This is a genomic window from Citrobacter amalonaticus, from assembly GCF_002918555.1.
Taxonomy (GTDB): domain Bacteria; phylum Pseudomonadota; class Gammaproteobacteria; order Enterobacterales; family Enterobacteriaceae; genus Citrobacter_C; species Citrobacter_C amalonaticus_A.
Genome location: NZ_PQMB01000002.1, coordinates 69922 through 91038, shown reverse-complemented (window position 1 = coordinate 91038; position 21117 = coordinate 69922). Strand labels below are relative to the sequence as shown.

Sequence of the window (21117 nt, the reverse complement as noted above, 5' to 3'; positions counted from 1 at the left end):
TCAGGGGCGTGGGAAACCACGCCCCTTTATTTTTTTAGGGTTATGGTAAAAATGAAGAATATCCTCGCCATCCAGTCCCATGTTGTTTTTGGTCATGCTGGCAACAGCGCGGCTGAATTTCCGATGCGTCGTCTTGGGGCAAACGTCTGGCCGCTCAACACCGTTCAGTTTTCTAACCATACGCAGTATGGCAAATGGACCGGCTGTGTGATGCCGCCCAGCCATCTGACCGAAATTGTTCAGGGCATTGCGGATATTAACAAGCTTCAGGAGTGCGATGCTGTATTGAGTGGATACCTCGGCTCCGCTGAACAGGGCGAGCATATTCTGGGGATCGTGCGTCAGATAAAAGCGGCAAACCCACAGGCGAAATATTTCTGTGACCCGGTGATGGGTCATCCGGAAAAAGGCTGCATCGTCGCGCCCGGCGTTGCGGAATTCCACGTGCGACATGCGCTGCCAGCCAGCGATATCATCGCGCCTAACCTGGTGGAGCTGGAAATTCTTTGCGAGCATCCGGTGAACGGCGTGGCTGATGCCGTGCTCGCCGCCCGTGAGCTGATTTCTCAGGGGCCGGAAATTGTGCTGGTTAAGCATCTTGCCCGTGCGGGTTACAGTATGGATCGTTTTGAGATGCTGCTGGTGACGGCGGATGAGGCGTGGCACATCAGCCGTCCGCTGGTGGATTTTGGCGCACGCCAGCCGGTGGGCGTTGGCGATGTGACCAGTGGACTGCTGCTGGTGAAACTGTTGCAGGGGGCAACGCTACAGCAGGCGCTGGAGCACGTTACCGCGGCAGTGTATGAGATAATGATTGCGACCAAAGAGATGCAGGAATATGAACTGCAGGTGGTGGCGGCACAGGATCGCATTGCTAAGCCTGAACACTATTTTAGTGCGACGCAGCTTTGACTTTTGCCGGATGGCGCTAACCTCGTCATCCGGCAAAACCGTTAATTTATCCCTTCTGCTTTCAGCGCCGCCACCACGGACGGACGCTCCGCCATCCGTTTCATATAAGCCGCAATGTGGCTTAACCCTTCCATATTGAGTTTCACCGGCTGTGCCCAACGCAGCACGGTGAACAGATATGCATCCGCAATAGTAAAACGCTGACCGCAAATCCACTGATCGTCCTTCAGTGACTCATTAACGTACTGCAATTTCTTTTCTAACTGGGCGCGTGCGGTTGGTTTGTACTCCTCAGGCGTATCAGGACGAAAGAGCGGGGTGAAACCTTTGTGTAGCTCTGTGGCGATATAATTAAGCCACTCCAGCGTTTTGTAGCGCGAAATACTGCCGGTTGGCGCCAGTAGCTGGCGATCCGCAACGGCATCTGCGAGATATTGCATAATTGCTACGCCTTCGGTCAGAAGCGTACCCTCATCGAGTAGCAGGGCCGGAACCTGTCCTTTTGGGTTTATCGCGAAAAAATCATCGCCATTTTCCAGACGCTTTTTCATCAGATCGACGCTAACCAGCGTGAAATCTTTGCCACTCTCACGAAGGGTAATATGGGAAGCAAGAGAACAGGCGCCCGGCTTATAGAACAGTTTCATCGGTAACTCCTTTGTGCTGAGGTTTAAAACAGGGTAGTGCGACTTAAGGTAAAAAAAAAGCCGCTAACGCACAGTTAGCGGCCTGAAAATCAGTTTCCCGGAAATTTATGCTGTCGCGGCCCTGGAGCCATCTTCGCTGGGGGCGTCGTCCTGAGTCATACGATTCAGTTTCGGCGCTGTCAGCAGCATCAGTACGGCAATTACCGCGGTGGCGACGCCAATCTGCAGGAATACGCGACCGTAGACTTCCAGAGACATCAGCGGGTCAGTCACGTTCTCTGGTACAGCCATCATGTTGGCAACATAGCCACCAATAATGTTTGCGCCAGCAGTGGTCAGGAACCAGCTACCCATGATGAAGCCCATCAGACGCTGTGGTACCAGTTGTGCAACCATCGCCAGACCCAGACCAGAAATCATCAGCTCACCGATACTCTGCAGGCCGTAGCTCATGATCAGCCAGTTAACGGAAACGATACCTGCGTCAGTAGCGAATTTCGTACCCAGAGGCAGGATCAGGAACGCACCCGAGCACAGCACCATACCGATAGCAAACTTGGTCGGCATCGGCAGAGTATCGCCCATCTTGTTATAGATGGCGGCCAGAATAGGGCTGCCGATGATGATCCAGAACGGGTTCAGAGCCTGATACTGTTCCGGTTCAAAAGCGATCCCCAGAATTGAGTGCTCAACGTTGCGAATGGCGAAGAAGTTCAGAGAGGTTGGCATCTGGCTGTACAGTACGAAGAAGATGATCGCCTCAAGCATCAGGATGAATGCCACGATCATTTTACGCCGCGCCGCGCCCTGCATGGAAAACGCTTCTTTACCGAAGATGAAGACGATACCCAGAGCGATAACGCCCAGCGCCATGCGCGCGATCTGCTGGTTGTGCAGCAGCCAGGTTGCGATGGCGATCAGCACCACCACGCCCACAATGGTCAGCAGCAGATTGCGGAAGTTGATGGGTTCAAAGTCAGGTTTGGAACCGTACTGCTTAACCCAGCGCTGACAGAATGCGAAGTTAACAACGGTAATCAGCATACCGACAACGCTTAACGCAAACGCGGTGCTCCAGCCATAATGTGCAGCCAGCCACGGTGTTGCCAGCATGGAGAAGAATGAGCCGATGTTGACGGACATGTAATACATGGTAAATGCGCCATCAAGACGCGGGTCATCTTTCGCATAGCAGGTAGAAAGCAGGGAGGAGGGGTTCGCTTTGAACAGGCCATTACCCACGGCGATGGCCGCCATCCCCATATAAACAATACCGGCATCGTGGCCTGACCATGCCACCAGGGCATAACCAATAGCCAGCACCACAGCACCCAGCATAATGACACGTTTGGTGCCCAGTACTTTATCGCCTAACCAGCCGCCAATGGCGACCAGACCATAAACCAGGGCGCTAAAGGAGGAGAACAGGGTGATTGAATCCGCTTCAGACATACCCAGTTGTTTAACAAGGTAAACGGCCATGATCCCTTGCAGGCCGTAATAACCGAAACGTTCCCACAGCTCAATCGAGAATATGAGATAGAACGCTTTTGGTTGTTTGAAAGCGTTAAGACTGACGCTTTCCGTTGGTTTATTGTTTGCAGTAGACACTTTTACCTCTTTTTTTACATCCCATATTAACGGGGGTGTTCTGTCACGTGTTGCATTTGCGCAACCGTGCAATTGTTATAGTGGGAGGGGAAACGGCAGGTAATGTTCACTATCTTTCACTTCCAGACAAGTCCTTTGTAATAATCTGTTACATATATCCTGAATGGGAGAATAAACGGGTTCCGTAAATGTTATCCAGCGTTAAATTTCTTTAATTGAAGAAAGGCAGTTTTTTACGCTGTTGGATGGCGGGAAAATTCGGTGTATGGCGATATGTTCTGCTATTTGCGCTTGTATCCAGTGATATAGGCCATTATCTGAAAAATAGACAGTGTAATGTTTTGTAGCAAAAAGCCATCATCAGGTCATTTGATTGTAAATTTAACCAGGAGATGAAAAATAATTAACATCAGGTTATCAAGTTGATCTCGATCACATATGGATAGAAAATTTAGCTATAAAAAAAACGATTAACCTGGGCAGCTGATTAATTTCAAGCATAATCCATTAGAGATACCTGATGATGCGGCATCATCATCGGCAAGAGGGGCGGTTTTGAGTGGATAACAAAAAGTTATGAGTTGAGCGGGATAAGCGGTCTTATCCCGGGTGCTTCAGATATCGACTTTTTCTTTGTATTCGCACAGATCTTCAATAATGCAGGAGCCGCAGCGCGGCTTGCGGGCGATACAGGTATAGCGACCATGCAGAATCAGCCAGTGGTGGCAGTCGACCTTGAACTCTGCGGGCACGACTTTGAGCAGTTTCTCTTCGACCTGCTCAACGTTCTTCCCTGGCGCAAACTGGGTTCGGTTACACACGCGAAAGATATGCGTGTCGACGGCAATGGTTGGCCAGCCAAAGGCGGTATTCAGCACCACATTAGCCGTTTTTCGCCCGACGCCGGGAAGCGCTTCCAGTGCGGCGCGATCTTCCGGAACTTCGCCATTATGCTGCTCGAGTAAAATCCGGCAGGTTTTAATGACATTTTCCGCTTTACTGTTAAACAGGCCAATCGTCCTGATATAAGACTTCACCCCTTCGACGCCCAGGGCCAGCATGGCAGCAGGGGTATTGGCGACCGGGTAAAGCTTTGCGGTGGCTTTATTAACGCTAACGTCAGTCGCCTGCGCGGAGAGCAGAACGGCAATCAGCAGTTCAAATGGCGACGTAAAGTTCAGTTCGGTTGTTGGGTGGGGATTGTTATCACGCAGACGTGTGAGGATCTCCAGCCGCTTTATTTTGTTCATGACGCTTTCCCTGTTTCACCAGCCGGAACGTCGGCTGTTGCCGCTTCGGCGCGACGCTTTTTCATTTTCTCGTCAATAAGATACTTCATCGCCAGCATCAGGCCCAGACCAATAAACGCTCCGGGGGGGAGCATCGCTAACAGGAACGGTGAATCGGTGTGGAATATTTCCACGCGCAGGACTTTTGCCCAGCTGCCTAACAGCCCGTCAGCGCCGTCAAATAACGTACCGTTCCCGATAATTTCGCGCAGCGAACCCAGAACAAACATGGCGCACGTTGCCCCCATGCCGATAGAAAAACCATCCAGAGCAGAGAGCGCGGGGCCTTTTTTTGCGGCAAAGGCTTCGGCTCGTCCCACAACGATGCAGTTGGTCACGATCAGCGGAATGAAAATCCCCAGCGATTGATACAGACCAAAGGCATAGGCATTGATAAGCATCTGTACCGCGCTGACCACCGAAGCAATGATCATCACATAAACAGGGATGCGAATTTCCGCCGGGGTCCAGCGGCGCAGTGCTGAGATGGTCAGGTTGGTCAGGGTTAACACAAGGGTCGTGGCAAGCCCAAGACCCAGCGCATTGGTGGCCGTGGAGGTTACCGCCAGCAGGGGGCACATCCCCAGTAGCTGAACCAGCGCTGAGTTATTTTTCCACAATCCCTGAACAATGACGTCTTTAATTTCGCTCATGGTTATTCTCCACAGACGGCAAGTTGGGGAAGCTGCGCCGGTAATGTCTGCGCATACAGGCCCGCGCGTTTAACCGCGTTGACCACGGCGCGGGGGGTGATGGTCGCACCGGTAAACTGATCGAAATCGCCACCGTCTTTCTTCACCGCCCAGTGGTCGTCACTTTCACCACTGATTTTTTTACCGCTAAAGTGGGTTATCCAGTCCGATAGCCGCAGTTCGATTTTATCACCCAGCCCTGGCGTTTCGTGGTGCTCCGTTACGCGGGTGCCTAAGATGGTGCCGCTGAAATCGGCACCGACCAGCAGCTGGATCGCCCCGGAATAACCGTCCGGGGCCGTCGCTTCCAGCACCGCCGCAACCGGTATGCCGTCCCGTTCGGCAATATAAACGCGATGTTCGCCTTTACCCAGCTCTGGCGCATTAACCCAGTAGCAGCTGTTCTGGAGCTGATTGTTATAACGATCGGCCGGCAGAACCTGATCGAACAATGCTTTTTGCTGTATCGCGGCCTGCTCAGCAATAGTGGTTTTGGTCATCAAATTGATAGCGGCGGTCAACCCAGTGGAGCCTGCCGCAAACAGTGCCAGCGTGATACCGTGTTTACGAATGGTTTTCAGCATGGTTTATCCCTTCCGGTGTCCGTACACCCGAGGACGCGTGTAATAGTCAATCAGGGGAACCGTGATATTAGCCAGTAGAACGGCAAATGCCACACCATCCGGGTAGCCGCCGAAGCTGCGGATCAGCCAGACGAGCAGGCCCGCCAGAGCACCGAAAATCAGACGACCGCGATGGGTTGTTGAGGCGGTCACCGGATCGGTCAAAATAAAGAATGCACCGAGCATCGTTGCCCCGGAAAGCAGGTGGATCTGTGGAGACGCCAGCGATTGCGGAGAGAACAGCCAGCCCAGCGTCGCGCAGACTGCCAGCGACAGCAGAAAACTGAACGGGATATGCCAGCGAATCGCTTTCACCCACAGCAGCCATATCCCGCCGACCAGCCACGCCAGGTTTACCCACTGCCATCCGGCACCTGCCAGTACGCCGCTGTAGATCGGGTATTGCATGATCTGCTCAACAGAGTGGCCTGCATGAAGTGAGGTTTTAAAGGTATCAAGTGGCGTCGCCTGGCTTATGCCATCAATACCCATCCGCAGAGTGTTTATATCGCCACCGCCAGCGGTGTGCCCGGTGAAGATCACCTGCAACACATCAAACAGATCCGGGGGAGTTGCGGCGATTTCATGCGGAGGTAGCCAGCTCGTCATTTGCACCGGGAAAGAGATCAGCAGTACCACATAGCCAATCATGGCCGGGTTGAACGGATTTTGCCCCAGCCCGCCGTACAACTGTTTGGCAATGATTACGGCGAAGACGCTGCCCAGCACCACCATCCACCATGGAGCCAGCGGCGGAATACTCACCGCGAGTAACAGTCCGGTAAGGAGCGCTGAGTTATCTTTTAAAATAGCGACGACTGACTGCTTACGCAGCCTTAGCACGGCGGCTTCCGCCAGAACGGCACTGACGCCAGCCAGCACGATCTGCACCAGCGTCCCCCAGCCGAAGAACCACAGCTGCGCGGCAATGCCGGGCAACGCGGCAATTAACACCAGAAGCATAATGCGTGATGTCTGACGCTGGTTATGGGTATAAGGGGAGCTTGCGATTCTGAATACCATTTAATCCTCGTTTACAACCTGCTGTCGGGCTGCTTTTTTAGCCTGCGCACGTGCAATCGCCGCAGCGACCGCGGCCTTGTGCGGATCGACAGGTTCAGCGGTTTCGGCGGGTGCCTGCTGCTCCTGCTTGCGCGGATCGACGGGTTCAGCGGTTTCGGCGGATGCCTGCTGCTCCTGCTTGCGCGCTTTGGCGCGGGCGATAGCGGCTTCTACCGCGGCCTTGCGCGGATCGACGGGTTCAGCGGTTTCGGCGGGTGCCTGCGGTTCCTGTTTGCGCGCTTTGGCGCGGGCGATAGCGGCTTCTACCGCGGCCTTGCGCGGATCGACGGGTTCAGCGGTTTCGGCGGGTGACTGCTGTTCCTGCTTGCGCGCTTTGGCGCGGGCGATAGCGGCCTCTACCGCGGCCTTGCGCGGATCGACGGGTTCAGCGATTTCGGCGGGTGCCTGCGGTTCCTGCTTACGCGCTTTGGCGCGGGCGATAGCGGCCTCTACCGCGGCCTTGCGCGGATCGACGGACTCACTCACCGACTGCGTTTCAGCTTGTTTTGCCCGCGCCTGGGCTTTACGCGCCTCGCGGGCGGCAATAACCGCACTGTTATCCGGTTTCGCTCCGGCCGTAATCACCACTGGCTGAAGCGTTTGTGCCTGTTTCTCTTTTACGCGAGCCAGCGCAGCGGCGATGGCATCGTGATCTTTGGCGGCAGGCTGGGCGGCGGCGCTTTTGTGTCTTTCAAGACGCGCTGCTTTTTCCCGTTCGAGACGAGCCTGACGTGCTTCAAAACGTGCTTTCGCTTCTGCTGCGCGTTTTTCTTCCTGGCTGATAGCATAAATCTCTGCTTTTTCCTGACGGAAATACTGCACCAGTGGAATATTGCTGGGGCAAACCCAGGCACAGGCGCCACATTCAATGCAATCCGCGATATTGTGCGCGATCGCTTTGTCATGCTGCTGGCCTTTACTGAACCAGTACAGTTGCTGCGGTAAAAGATCCGCCGGGCAGGCATCGGCACAGGCGCTACAGCGAATACAGCCTTTTTCTTCCTGTGGCTCCCCCATTTCGCTGGCTGAGGGGGCCAGCAAACAGTTGGTTATCTTCACCACCGGCACGTCCAGCCAGGGCAGGGTAAAGCCCATCAGCGGGCCGCCCATGATCACCATCTGATCGGCGGAAGGACAAAACCCTGCATCGTTGAGCAGATGGCGCACTGGCGTCCCCAGTCTGGCCCAGACATTACCTGGCCGGGCGATGGCCTCACCGGTGAGGGTGACGACACGTTCGGTAATGGGTTCGCCGTCAATCACTGCGCGTTTCACGGCATACGCAGTGCCAACGTTTTGCATCAGGACGCCAATATCCGATGAACGACCGCCGTGCGGCACCTGCTTGCCCGTCAGGATTTGGGTAAGCTGTTTTGCCCCGCCGGAAGGGTATTTGGTGGGGATCACCCGCAGCGAAATATCGTGAGAATCGGCCAGGATGGCGCGCAGCATTGAAATTGCCTGCGGTTTGTTATCTTCAATACCGATCAGGATTTCACGTGGTTGCAGGATATGCCCAAGGATGCGAATTCCCTCGACGATCTGCGCGGCGCAGTCCTGCATCAGACGGTCATCTGCGGTGATATACGGTTCACACTCTGCGGCGTTGACGATCAGCGTTTCAATCTTGTCGCTACCGCCTTGCAATTTGACGCCGGTTGGAAAACCGGCGCCGCCCAGTCCGGCCACGCCAGACTGATGAATACGGGTAATCAACTCTTCGCGGCTGTGGCTGCGATAATCGGCCCAGCCATCACGCTCAATCCACCGGTCCTCTCCATCCGCATCAAGAATGACGCTCAGTTCAGCTAAAGCAGACGGATGCGCCGTGGAATGGGGGGCGATGGCGGTAATGGTGCCAGAAGTGGGAGCATGAACCGGCAGCATTCGACCGCGTCCACGGGTGAGCGGTTGGCCACGCAAAACGTGCTCGCCGACGCTGACGCACAGCTCACCCTCAGCGCCGATGTGCTGCTTAAGTGGAATAACAAAACGGGTCGCCAGCGGCACCTGACGCAGCGGCGTTCCGTTTGACTGGGATTTCATTTCCGGCGGATGAATCCCGCCGTTAAAATCCCAAATCTTATTTTTTCTGAAGGCAGAGAATAGCTTAAGCATGTTGTTCCACGGGAATGATGCGAACGGGGATAGTGTTCAAATCCCACTTCCAACTGTCGGGTGTCTCGGCGACCGGACGCAATTCAATGCATCCGGTCGGGCAGGGATCCACGCACAGGTTACAGCCGGTACAGAGATCGCTCATCACCGTGTGCATCGCTCTCGTCGCGCCGACGATGGCATCGACCGGACACGCCTGAATACATTTCGTGCAGCCAATGCAGTTGTTTTCATCAATTACTGCCAGCATGCGGATGGGGGTCACATCCTGTTCATCGCCATCAATGGGCTGCGGTTCGACGTTCAGTAATTCCGCAATTTTGAGCATCACGGCTTCACCGCCCGGCGCACAGCGATTTATTTTTTCACCCTGGCTGCCGATGGCCTCGGCGTAAGGGCGACAGCCAGGATAACCGCATTGCCCACACTGGCTCTGCGGCAGAATTTCGTCAATCTTCTCAACAACCGGATCATCTTCAACCGCGAAACGGCGGGAGGCATAACCCAGAATGGCGCCAAACGCCAGACCCAGCAGGCTCACGGCGGCAACGGCAATCCAGATAGCGTTCATTACAACTTCACCAAACCACTAAAGCCCATAAAGGCCAGAGACATTAAACCTGCGGTAATCAGCGCAATCGCATTACCGCGGAAGGGGGCTGGAACATCTGCCACCGCGAGGCGTTCACGAATAGCGGCGAACAGTACCATTACCAGCGAGAAGCCGACGGCGGCAGAAAAGCCGTAAAGCGCCGACTGCAAAAAATTATGGCCGAGATTGATGTTTAACAACGCCACGCCCAGTACCGCACAGTTAGTCGTAATCAGCGGTAAAAAAATACCCAGCAGGCGATAAAGCGCGGGGCTGGTTTTACGTACTACCATTTCTGTAAATTGTACCACCACGGCAATGACCAGAATAAAGGCCAGCGTACGGAGGTAAACGAGATCGAGCGGGATCAGGATCCAGGTATCAATCAGCCAGGCGCAGACAGATGCGAGCGTCATAACAAAAGTCGTCGCGAGCCCCATCCCCATTGCGGTTTCTAGCTTTTTGGAAACCCCCATAAACGGACAGAGGCCCAGAAACTTAACCAGTACAAAGTTATTGACCAGTACAGTCCCGACAAACAGTAGCAAGTAATCAGTCATTTTTCGGCCTGAAATAAAAAAGCCGCCCATTATCTGTCAATATGCAGCAGGCGACAACAGGTTAACTGTAAGGTTATTACGGGTTCACAAACGTCGATTTTACGCGCGCTGAGCGTTTGAAATAGGGCACCATCAGCGCAGCGGCCAGTAGTGGAAACAGCAGCTGGCGTACGGCCAACGCATCCGGTACAGGGGAAAAGGCGAACGCTTTAACGGCCAGCAGCACCGACACCAGTAGCCAGATAACATAGTGTTTAGGGACGCAGCGTCTGCGTTTAAAGAAAGCGATAGTCAGCCACAGAGTGTAATACCACATCGCGATCGCAGTGATAAAGGAGACGCCCCACAAGAGAAGATTGCCCGTACTTTGTTCTCCGAGCGTTCTGAGTGTCTGCGGTGTAGCGAGTGCAGTGGCATACAGGAATAATGCCAAAGAGGCGCTCAAGAATGCGACTAACAGCCAGGCTAACGGGCCAAGCAACCAGCCTCCAATGCGCTCTGCTGGTGTTACGGTCATATGTTCTCCTGAATTAGCTTACAGATACACTCTTCTTTTTGGGGCAATTATTATAAAGATTTTAATGTTGATCGCTACTGCCTTTATTGGACATAGTGCCAGACAGACTTAGGAACCTGCCCAATATTAAACAAACGGCCACCAGAGACCAGCTCCGCACGCCGATGGTCTGCGGCGCGGTACATATTGATAATGTCGCTGTCGTCGGTCAGAGAGTAGTGCAGGTGGTCAAAGAGTTTTTCCAGACTTTCGAGTGAATTGATTTTGCGAAATTTTAATAAATAATCCTGAACGGTCATAAACAGGGATCCATGGTATCGAAATAATATTAACGGAGTTATGAACTTAAAAAATACCTTAATTTTACTGGCAAAATTTGACAGTAAGTAATGGCAAAATGAGAGAGTTCTTACGTAATAATACAGGCGTCAGACAACGCCTGAGGAAAGGTTAGCGCGCTTCATCGACACTGGCAACAGGCGAAAGCTAAGGATCTGGCGGATTTGTCTTTTTCAGATAAAATTGTATGCTTTTTCTGAAAAATTCCGATGTTTAAACCTGTCCTTTTAAGCCATAAGGCTTATTTCTTTTGCACTGAGGCCGTTGGCTCCGGCGGCTGATAATTGTCGATGTGGTTGGCCACACCCAAAAGAACGACGGATACTGCAAGTACAACCCAACCTGTTAGCTCAATAATACGGTTCATCACTGACGTCTTTTCTTTGATTTATCCATATACTCGTCATACTTCAAGTTACAGGTGCTGGTTTCCCTGGCATCACCCCTTCGGGGCCAGCGCAAGCGCTGTTCAAAACGACCACGCCGTTTTGTCCTGCAACCCGAATTATTTAGAGTATAAACACAGAGCGTAAATGTTACTGAGCAATAAATAAGACGGCAAGTCCAACGGGAACGATTTCGGGGATTTTTTTACCTAAAACCCGGAAAAAGTGGCATTTAGTTGACTTAGAGCCTGACCCATTAGGCTATTTTGCTTGCCATTTTGAAGCTGGGCAGTGCGTACGCTGAGTCGCCGGCAGGGGATTAAACTATTGTGACTTGTTTGTTGATGGTGTGAAATGGTTTGCAGACTGCAACGAGAGGCAAAGACATGAGTGACAACATCCGGGTAGGACTAATTGGTTACGGTTATGCCAGCAAAACTTTCCATGCGCCCTTAATTGTGGGGACGCCAGGTATGGAACTGGCCGCTGTCTCCAGCAGTGACGAAACAAAGGTGAAGACGGACTGGCCTTCTGTGAAGGTTGTCTCTGAACCTAAGCACCTTTTTAACGCTCCTGATATCGACCTGATCGTTATCCCCACACCGAATGACACGCACTTCCCGCTGGCAAAGGCCGCGCTGGAAGCGGGTAAGCACGTGGTGGTTGATAAACCTTTCACCGTGACACTGTCACAAGCCCGCGAACTGGATGCGCTGGCGAGAACGCTGGGACGCGTGCTTTCGGTATTCCATAATCGCCGCTGGGACAGTGATTTCCTGACGCTTAAAGGATTACTTGCCGAGGGTAAGCTTGGCGAGGTGGCGTATTTTGAGTCTCACTTCGACCGCTTTCGTCCGCAGGTTCGCGATCGCTGGCGGGAACAGGGTGGGCCTGGCAGCGGCATCTGGTACGATCTCGCGCCGCATCTGCTTGACCAGGCGATTAACCTGTTTGGCTTGCCAGTCAGTATGACGGTGGATTTAGCGCAGCTGCGTCCAGGCGCGCAGTCAACCGATTACTTCCACGCCATTCTCGCCTATCCCCAGCGCCGGATTGTGCTGCACGGCACGATGCTGGCCGCTGCGGAATCTGCGCGTTACATTGTTCATGGTTCACGTGGCAGCTATGTGAAATATGGGCTCGACCCGCAGGAAGAACGACTGAAAAATGGGGAACGCCTGCCGCAGGAGGACTGGGGCTATGACATGCGCGATGGTGTTTTAACGCGCGTGGAAGGCGAAGAACGGGTGGAAGAGACGTTACTGACCGTACCAGGAAATTATCCGGCCTACTACGCCGGGATCCGGGATGCGCTCAACGGCAACGGAGAAAATCCGGTACCGGCAAGTCAGGCGATTCAAATTATGGAGCTTATTGAACTGGGTATTGAATCGGCGAAACACCGCGCGACGCTGTGCCTTGCCTCCTGAGCTAAAAACTGAAATGCCCGATGGCGCAGGCTTTTCAGGGACACGGTGAATTGCATTATATGCTGAAAACAGTGATTTCCCTGGCCGGATAAGCCGCAAGCGACGTCATCCGGCAAAACAGGCGCGATGCCTGTCAGTCATCTGGGCCGCTCCCGGGAGCGGCTCATTGCATTACGCCGCGGCAACTTTCTCACGTAGCGCCCGTTTTTCGCGATCGCTCAGGAAGGCGATTTCCAGTCCGTTGATCTGCGCCTGGCGAATCTGTTGGCGGGTTAATCCTGCCGCCGGTGCCGCAATATTATACTCATGAATGATATCTACGCCCTGGACCGCCGGATCGTCGGTATTCAGGCTGGCAAGAACGCCATGCTCAAGGAAGATTTTCAGAGGATGCACATCCAGTGAAGGTACGGTACTGGTCTGAATATTTGACGTCAGGCAGGATTCAATTCCGATACGCTGTTCCGCCAGGAAGTCCATCAGCGCCCGATCTTCTACCGCTTTCACGCCGTGTCCAATACGCTCAGCACCCAGCTCGCGGATAGCCTGCCAGATGCTTTCCGGTCCGGCGGCTTCGCCCGCATGAACGGTAATATGCCAGCCCGCATCGCGCGCGCGGTTGAAGTGAGAAAGGAACAGGCTACCAGGAAAGCCCAGTTCGTCGCCGGCGAGATCGAGAGCGGTAATCTGGTCACGGTGTGCCAGCAATGCGTCCAGTTCCTGCAGGCAGGCGGCTTCGCCGAAGGTGCGGCTCATAATCCCGATTAAGCGCGCTTCGACGCCAAAAGCCTGACAGCCTTCACGCACGCCAGTAATCACGGCCTCCACGACGCCCGCGATCGGCAACTGGTGGGTCATGGCCATATAGCCTGGCGAAAAGCGCAGTTCGACATAATGCAGGCCATTGCGCGCCGCATCTTCAATATTCTCATATGCCACGCGACGGCAGGCATCCAGTGAGGCTAACACTTTGACTCCCCAGTCCAGCTTGGAGAGAAAACTCACCAGATCGGGTTCAGTGGCCGTAACCTGAACATGGGGGATGAGCGTTTCAAGAGTCTGCGCGGGGAGGGGTAAATTGAACTGGCGGCCAAGATCCAGAATTGTCTGGGCTCGAATATTGCCATCAAGATGGCGGTGAATGTCAGTTAACGGAAGGGAGATATCAATCATGGTCGCACTCTTTTTTTAATATAAAAGTGCGCACCATTATAAAAACAAAACAGGGATAAAAGCTATGTTGCGCAATGAAATTAATCATTGCGCAACCTGTATTAACGTATCGAACGGATGGCGTTAATGAGCCCGTTAACGCCTTTTTCAAGCTTGGCACGCGGGCAACCGGCGTTGAGCCGTACGAAACCACGGCCTTCCTCTCCGTAGGTATACCCCGGCATAATGGCGACTTTCTCCTGCTGGATCAGCGTCTCCTGCAACGCGTTGTCGTCAATATTCAGCGTCCGCAGATCAAGCCAGGCAAGATATGTGGATTGTGGAACCTGCCAGTTCAGTTCCGGGAACGCGCTGTTAAGGGCATCCGCGGTATAACGCATATTTTCCCGGAGGTAATCGCGCAATGCGTCCAGCCACGGCGCGCCTTGCTCGTAGGCCGCGATATGGGCGGTCAGCGCGAGCACGGCGGGAGAGGATAATCCGTCGCGTCCTTTCAGCGCCCCCAGATAGCTATTCCGGCTGGCTTCATCTTCAATCAAGCCATACGCACCGGTCAGCGCAGGAATGTTGAAGCTCTTTGAACCGGAGGTGAGCAACGCCCAGTGACCGCGCGCGACGTTGCTCCAGGGAATATGCGGTAGATCACCCCACACCATATCCATGTGAATTTCATCGGAAATAACCCGCACGCCGTGACGCTCGCAAAGCGCGGCCATCGTCTCCAGCTCCTGGCGAGTCCAGACCTTACCGGTTGGGTTTTGCGGGCTGCACAGCAGCAGAATCTTACTGTCCGCACGGGCCAGTTCGGCTTCCAGTTTCGCCATATCGCAGTGCCAGCCGTCAGCCCGTTTGTCCAGGGCAACGGGCCGAACGGTGCGCTGGTTACCCTCAATAGCTTTATAAAACGCATCGTATGCCGGAGTATGCACCACCACACCATCGCCAACCGAGGACCACTGGCGAATAAGTTCTGAAACCATATAGATCACGGAAGGGCCGTATACCAGCGACTCTGCGTCAATCATGGTGTTATGGCGGGAGGCAAACCAGTGGGCGACAGCACCCAGGAATTCATCGTTCTTCCAGCGGCTGTAGCCCAGCACACCGTGATTCAGGCGCTGATTCAGCGCCTCAAGAATGCATGGGGCAGTGGCAAAATCCATATCTGAAATGGTGAACGGCAGCAGGTCTGCCGTACCAAAGCGGTCAGCGACATAATCCCACTGGGTACACCACGTACCGTGTCTGTCCACAACCTTTGAAAAATCGAACATACTCTTGTCCTTATGCCTCAACGGTGTTCATCAGACCTGCCATTTCATCCTTCACGGACTGCACTTGCGGACCAATAACCACCTGCAGGTTATGCTGATTCAGTTGTACAACGCCAATCGCGCGATTGTCCTTCAGCGCCTGCACATTAACAAGTGACATATCTTTAACTGACAGACGCAGACGCGTGATGCAGTTATCCAGACTGACGATGTTATCAGCGCCACCCAGTGCGGCCAGGATTGCCGGAACGTTGTAACCCGATTTACCCGGAGTACCGGCAACCGCTTTTTCGATGGAGCTGGCAACTTCGACATCGCGCCCCGGGGTTTTCAGATTAAAGCGGGTGATAGCGAAGCGGAAGATAACGTAGTAGACCGCGAACCAGATAGCCGCAACGACGGGTACCAGATACCACTTCGTGGACAGACCGTGCAGGATGCCGAAGACCACAAAATCGATGATGTTACCGTCGGTGTTTCCGATGGTGACGCCAAGAACAGACATTGCGGTGAAGCCCAGACCGGTCAGCAGAGCATGGATAACATACAGAACCGGGGCGACGAACAGGAACAGGAACTCCAGCGGTTCCGTGGTGCCGCCGACGACGCAGGCGATCAGACCAGAAATCAGCAGGCCCTTAATCTTGTGACGATTCTCCGGACGGGCACAGTGGTACATCGCTAACGCCGCACCGGGTAAGCCGCCGAGGAAGGCAGGCATTTTCCCCTGAGAGAGGAAGCGGGTAGCGGTTTCAGAGAAGCCCTGGGTGGTCGGGCAGCTCAGCTGCGCCTGGAAAATGGTTAAGGCGCCGCTTACCGTATGCCCACAGACTTCCTGGGTACCACCGGCATCAGTAAAGCGGATCAGCGCAACCAGAATATGGTGCAAACCAAACGGCAGCAGCAGACGTTCGCCGGTACCGAACAGCATCGGACCGAAATCACCTGCGCTATTGATCATATGACCCAGACCACTGATCCCCATGGCAAATACCGGCCATACCAGCGGAATAACCAGACCAACCAGACCCATCACCACGGAGGAGACAATAGGTACAAAACGGGTACCGCCAAAGAAGGCCAGCGCATCCGGCAGACGGATATTGTGGAAACGCTCGTGCAGCATCCAGACAATAATACCGGCAATAACTGCGCCGAGGATCCCGGTGTCAATGGACTGGATCCCCAGAACGCTTTGCACGTTATTGGCTTTCAGAATGGCTGCGTCGGTGGTGGGAAGAATACCTTTCGCCGTTAACCAGAAGTTAACGGCCAGGTTCATTACCGCATAGCCGACAAAGCCTGCGAAAGCGGCGACGCCTTTGTTTTCGCGCGCCAGTCCAAGAGGAATGGCGATACAGAACATGACAGGCAGGAAGCTAAAAGCGAAGGAGCCGACTTTGCTCATCCAGGTAAAAATGGCCTGCAGCACGGGGTTACCCAGCGCCGGAAGGAGGGTGAGAACGTCGTGGCTACTCAGGGAGCTACCAATTCCCAGCATGATCCCGCAAAACGAAAGCAGTGCCACGGGCAGCATGAAGGTTTTACCTAACTGCTGGAAGAATTCCCACAGCGTGATTTTTTGTGTTGTTTTCGCCGTCATCTAACGACTCCTTATGAAGAGAAATCCGTAATCAGTAATTTGAGAGAGAAGATAAAACGTTTTACCTCATTTTAGTGCGGTGCGGATCACATTATGGAACGATAATTCGGCGTATAAATATAAGTGATTGATAAAACGTTTTATCCGTCACGTTATCAGGGAGTTTTTTGTTTCCATGGCTACAGCCAAAAAAATAACGATCCATGACGTTGCGTTGGCTGCGGGTGTGTCTGTCAGTACGGTGTCACTGGTACTGAGCGGCAAAGGCCGGATCTCAACGGCAACCGGAGAACGGGTCAATGCGGCAATAGAGCAGCTGGGCTTTGTGCGTAATCGCCAGGCGTCAGCGCTGCGCGGTGGGCAGAGCAGGGTGATTGGGCTTATCGTGCGCGATTTATCTTCGCCGTTTTATGCCGAACTGACTGCCGGGTTGACGGAGGCGCTGGAAACGCAGGGCAGAATGGTCTTTTTGCTGCATGGCGGACAGGATGGTGAACAGCTGACGCAGCGGTTTTCGATGTTGCTCAACCAGGGCGTGGATGGCGTAGTGATTGCGGGAGCGGCCGGAAGCAGTGACGCATTGCGTTTACTGGCGGAGGACCAAGGGATCCCCGTGGTGTTCGCTTCGCGCGCCAGTTATCTTGATGAGGTTGACACCGTTCGGCCTGACAACATGCAGGCAGCGCAATTATTGACGGAACATCTTATTCGTCACGGGCATCAACGGATTGCCTGGCTGGGTGGACAGAGTTCGTCCCTGACCCGCGCTGAACGTGTGGGCGGCTACTGCGCGACATTACTCAAATTTGGTTTACCTTTTCATAGTGATTGGGTGATCGAGTGTGCTTCCAGCCAGAAGCTGGCAGCAGAAGCGATCACCGCTTTGCTGCGCCATAATCCAACCATCAGCGCGGTGGTGTGTTACAACGAAACCATTGCGATGGGGGCCTGGTTTGGCTTGCTGAGAGCGGGGCGTCAGAGTGGAGAAACGGGTGTCGATCGCTACTTTGAACAACAGATTTCGTTGGCCGCTTTTGCCGATGTGGCGGAATCCGCGCTCGACGACCTGCCCATTATCTGGGCCAGCACGCCGGCGCGCGAAATCGGCTATACCCTGGCGGAACGGATGCTACAGCGGATAGGGCACGATGAGAGTCATTTGCGTAGTCAGGCTATTTCGGCCCGACTGGTGGTGCAAAAATAACCCCCTCAGCGAGGGGGTTATGGTGATTACGGCTGCGGCATTACTGGCGCATCCGGCATCGGGAGTGACGGCATACCAAACATGCCGACAAATTCATCCAGAGGCATTTGCTGACCATTCAACGTCACCTGACCGTTGGCGTACTGCAAACTTGTCGCAATCGTGTTGTCTTCCAGGGTGGTGATGCGGAACATCTGTCCCATCGCCGCCAGACCTTTCACCTGCTGATTGGCCAGTTTGGCCGCTTCATCCTGCTGGTAGCCTTCCAGTTTCGCAATCTGGGTCATGAATTCGACCGCCATATCCACCGGGATAGTCAGCTTCCCGTCCAGTGATTTCACCGAACGATCAACTTCCTGCGCCAGCGTTTGCGGCTCCTCTTTATTCGTTGCCGGATCTTTCAGAAACAGCGATACATTAAGCGCCGTTTCGCCTTTGGCATTTTTCCAGCTCAGCGGCGCGAGGGTAATCACCGGCTCGCCTTTCAGCAGTAGCGGCAGCGCACCGAAGAATGCCTCAGTCACTTTCTGTTGATAGAGCTCCGGGTTCTCCGTTATATCCGGTTGTGTCATCAGCGCCCGGGTTTGCGCATTGTACTGCTGGCTGAACTGATGGAAGGCTGCCCCGTCAATCTGGCCAACTTTCAGCGTCAGTTTACCGCTACCCAGATCCTGGTTTTGCACCTTCAGGCTGTTCAGGGTGTAGTCCAGTTGGCTGTTGATGGTTTTACCGTCATTGACGAGATCGGATTTTCCGGTAATTTCCATGCCTTCCAGCAACGCCAGCTCTTTGCCTTCGACGGAAATCGTTAGTTTTTCCAGCGACAGCTTTTGATCGCCGACGCGTTCACCAAAGCTTGCCAGCGTGCTGGAACCATCGGTTTTGAGGTTATTAAAGGTGATCTGAACCTTTTGATTATATTCGTTAACGGCATCAATCAGACCACTTTGTGCTTCACCGGAAAGTGAGATGCTCTTTCCATCCTTATCGGCATTGAGGATAAATTCACCGCCGCTAAAGGCGACTTTTTCCGCCTCTTTTTCGTAATTCAGCGGTTTTAAAGAGATGGCAGAACGGCTGTCGCCGCTGTAACCAATGCGTGAGTTGATTTCAAAAGGCGTTTCGCCTTTGGCCAGATCAAACAGCGGCTTGCTCACTTCATTATTGGCCAGTGTGGTTTTCACCGAGGCCATCGACGGCACAAGGTTAAACGATTTCAACTGGGCGAATGGGAAGGGGCCATGATCGACCGATTCGTTGAAGACCACGCTCTGACCCGCTTTCAGCCACGGATTTTCTTTCCCGGCGATGGGCTTGAGCACTAACTGCAACTGGCTGCTGAAGACGCCACGCTGATAGTCCTGATAGCTCAGCTCCACGTTAGCTTCAGGGGCGGTGAGCTTAATCTGTTCGTTTGCCTGCTTTACCATCTCAGCAAGATGGGTTTCCAGTTTCTTACCTGTGTACCAGGCGCCGCCTGTCCAGACGATACCGAGCGCAATTACCACACTCGCAGCTACCAGCGATTTTTTCATGTTGTTTGTCCATAAAATGAAACCAGGCGGAGCAACCGCCAGGCAAAGTCATAAGCCTTCTATACTCGTCATACTTCAAATTGCAGATGCGCTGGCTTTGTTACCCGGCCCATCCCTGGGCCTCGCCCCTGCGTCGCCGCCTTCCCGCAACTCGAATTATTGAGAGTCTATAAGCTTAGCAAGTGTTGTTATAAAATTCAGTATCTTGTTAAAGCTTGTTGTAAACGCGGGCCAAACGTCCGACGCCGCTGACGCTGATTGGGGATTCATCGGCGCTGATAAACGCCGATTCACCGGGTTTAAGCACCAGCTTCTGTTCGCCTTTACGCAACCGGGCTTCACCTTCAACACAGAACAGAATTGCCGCGCTTGACTGGCTAACCGTTGTTTCCTCGTTCGAGAGGTCATGCAAAGAGAACGCGAAATCGTCGACCGGGATAGGGAAGTCCAGCTCCGCACCCTTTTTCACCGGCGTGGTCAGCAGTTGATTTGCGGGCTTCGCTTCGAACTTCACGTTGGCAACCAGCTCCGGGATGTCGATATATTTTGGCGTCAATCCGGCACGCAGAACGTTATCGGAATTTGCCATTACCTCCAGCGCCACACCCTGAAGATAAGCATGGGGCGTTTCAGCAAACAGGAACATCGCTTCGCCTGGATTCAGCTTCACCACGTTCAGCAACAGCGGAGAGAAGAGGCCGCTGTCATCCGGGTAAAACTCGGAAATCACGCGGATAGTTTGCCAGGGTTCACCCTGCTGGCTGTTCAGTGCGGCTTTCAGTACCGCCAGCGCGCGGGATTTCTCTTCCCCTTGCATATTCAGCAGGCTGGCAAACAGCTGGCTGAGGCGTTCGCCATTCGGGTCCTGCAGGAAGTGGGCGATTGCGGTATGTGCGCCGGAGACGGGTTGCAGCAAAGAGACGATCTCTGAGAACTCACGAAACGCGTTCATGGCGAGGAACGGGGTCAGGGCAAAGACCAGTTCCGGCTTGTGGTTAGGATCTTTGTAATTGCGTTGCGCAGCGTCCATCGGAATACCTGCCGCATTCTCTTTGGCAAAACCGATTTCCGAATTGCGTTTATTCGGATGAACCTGGATGGAGAGCGGCTGAGCGGCACACAGGACTTTGAACAGGAACGGCAGTTCGCCGAAACGCCTGGCGACAGCATCGCCAAGCAGCGCGGGTTTATCGTGGTCAATCACCTCACGTAGCGAGACGGTCTGACCGTTGGCGTCTGCTATCTGCGAACTGCTTTTCGGATGCGCGCCCATCCACAGCTCAGCCATTGGTAACTGCTGCGGATTTGCGATGCCATAGAGTTCCGTTAACGCAGTTTTACTTCCCCAGGCGTAGTTTTGCACTGAGTTGATGAGTTTTTGCATTATCAAGCCCTGTTTCAATGTGGAGATTTATCCGGGTATTAAAGCAAGAAACCCGCGGGAAGTAACCTCTGCGTGCAAAAAGTCGTACTAGTCTCAGTTTTTGTTAAAAAATTGTGTAGGATAGTGTAACTCGCTTTTTACAGGGCATCGGGACATCGGCCCAGAA

The 21117-nt window shown here is 53.7% G+C and carries 20 protein-coding genes; 3 read left to right on the top strand and 17 right to left on the bottom strand.

Annotation, left to right across the window (positions count from 1 at the left end):
- Positions 1–51 precede the first annotated feature (51 nt).
- Positions 52–912 (top strand): pyridoxal kinase PdxY, encoded by an 861-nt coding sequence (gene pdxY, locus C3432_RS05815; RefSeq protein ID WP_103776915.1) that lies wholly within the window; start codon positions 52–54, stop codon positions 910–912.
- Between the two features lie 41 nt (positions 913–953).
- Here the strand turns inward: pdxY and gstA are convergent, their stop codons facing one another.
- The 12 genes from gstA to blr form a co-directional block, all read right to left on the bottom strand.
- Positions 954–1559, bottom strand: a complete 606-nt coding sequence (gene gstA, locus C3432_RS05810; RefSeq protein ID WP_103775724.1) for a glutathione transferase GstA — start codon at positions 1557–1559, stop codon at positions 954–956.
- Between the two features lie 105 nt (positions 1560–1664).
- Positions 1665–3170, bottom strand: coding sequence for a dipeptide/tripeptide permease DtpA (dtpA, locus tag C3432_RS05805; protein WP_103775723.1), 1506 nt, complete (start codon positions 3168–3170; stop codon positions 1665–1667).
- Positions 3171–3784: 614 nt separating this feature from the next.
- Entirely contained in the window at positions 3785–4420 is a 636-nt protein-coding gene (gene nth / locus C3432_RS05800) for an endonuclease III (RefSeq protein ID WP_103775722.1), read from the bottom strand.
- Entirely contained in the window at positions 4417–5112 is a 696-nt protein-coding gene (gene rsxE, locus C3432_RS05795; RefSeq protein ID WP_103775721.1) for an electron transport complex subunit RsxE, read from the bottom strand. Before rsxE ends, nth begins: the two co-directional genes overlap by 4 nt.
- A 2-nt stretch (positions 5113–5114) precedes the next feature.
- On the bottom strand, positions 5115–5735 hold the full coding sequence (gene rsxG, locus C3432_RS05790; protein ID WP_103775720.1) for an electron transport complex subunit RsxG: 621 nt from the start codon (positions 5733–5735) through the stop codon (positions 5115–5117).
- 3 nt (positions 5736–5738) lie between these two features.
- Complete coding sequence (gene rsxD / locus C3432_RS05785) at positions 5739–6797, bottom strand: electron transport complex subunit RsxD (protein WP_103775719.1); 1059 nt, start codon at positions 6795–6797, stop codon at positions 5739–5741.
- Positions 6798–8954: an electron transport complex subunit RsxC gene (gene rsxC / locus C3432_RS05780; protein ID WP_103775718.1), complete on the bottom strand. Its 2157-nt coding sequence runs from the start codon at positions 8952–8954 to the stop codon at positions 6798–6800.
- Positions 8947–9525 carry an electron transport complex subunit RsxB gene (rsxB, locus tag C3432_RS05775; RefSeq protein WP_103775717.1) on the bottom strand — a complete coding sequence of 193 codons (579 nt, stop codon included), beginning with the start codon at positions 9523–9525 and terminating at the stop codon, positions 8947–8949. The genes rsxC and rsxB overlap by 8 nt, the downstream gene beginning before the upstream one ends.
- The gene (gene rsxA, locus C3432_RS05770) at positions 9525–10106 is read right to left on the bottom strand and encodes an electron transport complex subunit RsxA (protein WP_103776914.1); all 582 of its coding nucleotides are present in this window, start codon (positions 10104–10106) and stop codon (positions 9525–9527) included. Before rsxA ends, rsxB begins: the two co-directional genes overlap by 1 nt.
- Positions 10107–10182: 76 nt before the next feature.
- Positions 10183–10623 (bottom strand): DUF2569 domain-containing protein, encoded by a 441-nt coding sequence (locus C3432_RS05765; RefSeq protein WP_103775716.1) that lies wholly within the window; start codon positions 10621–10623, stop codon positions 10183–10185.
- An 83-nt stretch (positions 10624–10706) separates the two neighbouring features.
- Positions 10707–10922, bottom strand: coding sequence for a transcription modulator YdgT (ydgT, locus tag C3432_RS05760; RefSeq protein ID WP_103775715.1), 216 nt, complete (start codon positions 10920–10922; stop codon positions 10707–10709).
- A 281-nt stretch (positions 10923–11203) separates the two neighbouring features.
- Positions 11204–11329, bottom strand: a complete 126-nt coding sequence (blr, locus tag C3432_RS05755) for a division septum protein Blr (RefSeq protein WP_103775714.1) — start codon at positions 11327–11329, stop codon at positions 11204–11206.
- 405 nt (positions 11330–11734) lie between these two features.
- Between blr and C3432_RS05750 the strand changes: the two genes are divergently transcribed.
- On the top strand, positions 11735–12778 hold the full coding sequence (locus C3432_RS05750; protein WP_103775713.1) for an oxidoreductase: 1044 nt from the start codon (positions 11735–11737) through the stop codon (positions 12776–12778).
- Positions 12779–12949: 171 nt separating this feature from the next.
- Here C3432_RS05750 and add read toward each other — a convergent pair whose 3' ends face one another.
- The 3 genes from add to malX form a co-directional block, all read right to left on the bottom strand.
- Positions 12950–13951, bottom strand: coding sequence for an adenosine deaminase (gene add / locus C3432_RS05745; RefSeq protein WP_103775712.1), 1002 nt, complete (start codon positions 13949–13951; stop codon positions 12950–12952).
- 101 nt (positions 13952–14052) lie between these two features.
- Positions 14053–15225: a MalY/PatB family protein gene (locus tag C3432_RS05740; RefSeq protein WP_103775711.1), complete on the bottom strand. Its 1173-nt coding sequence runs from the start codon at positions 15223–15225 to the stop codon at positions 14053–14055.
- A gap of 10 nt (positions 15226–15235) precedes the next feature.
- A complete protein-coding gene (gene malX, locus C3432_RS05735; protein ID WP_103775710.1) occupies positions 15236–16828 on the bottom strand; it encodes a PTS maltose transporter subunit IICB in 1593 nt (530 codons plus the stop codon).
- Positions 16829–17003: 175 nt separating this feature from the next.
- Here malX and C3432_RS05730 point away from each other — a divergent pair, with 175 nt between their 5' ends.
- Positions 17004–18032 (top strand): Mal regulon transcriptional regulator MalI, encoded by a 1029-nt coding sequence (locus tag C3432_RS05730; RefSeq protein WP_103775709.1) that lies wholly within the window; start codon positions 17004–17006, stop codon positions 18030–18032.
- Positions 18033–18058: 26 nt separating this feature from the next.
- Here C3432_RS05730 and C3432_RS05725 read toward each other — a convergent pair whose 3' ends face one another.
- Together C3432_RS05725 and manA are read right to left on the bottom strand one after the other, a co-directional pair.
- A complete protein-coding gene (locus C3432_RS05725) occupies positions 18059–19567 on the bottom strand; it encodes a YdgA family protein (RefSeq protein ID WP_103775708.1) in 1509 nt (502 codons plus the stop codon).
- Positions 19568–19775: 208 nt separating this feature from the next.
- The gene (gene manA / locus C3432_RS05720) at positions 19776–20951 is read right to left on the bottom strand and encodes a mannose-6-phosphate isomerase (protein ID WP_103775707.1); all 1176 of its coding nucleotides are present in this window, start codon (positions 20949–20951) and stop codon (positions 19776–19778) included.
- Positions 20952–21117: the final 166 nt, after the last annotated feature.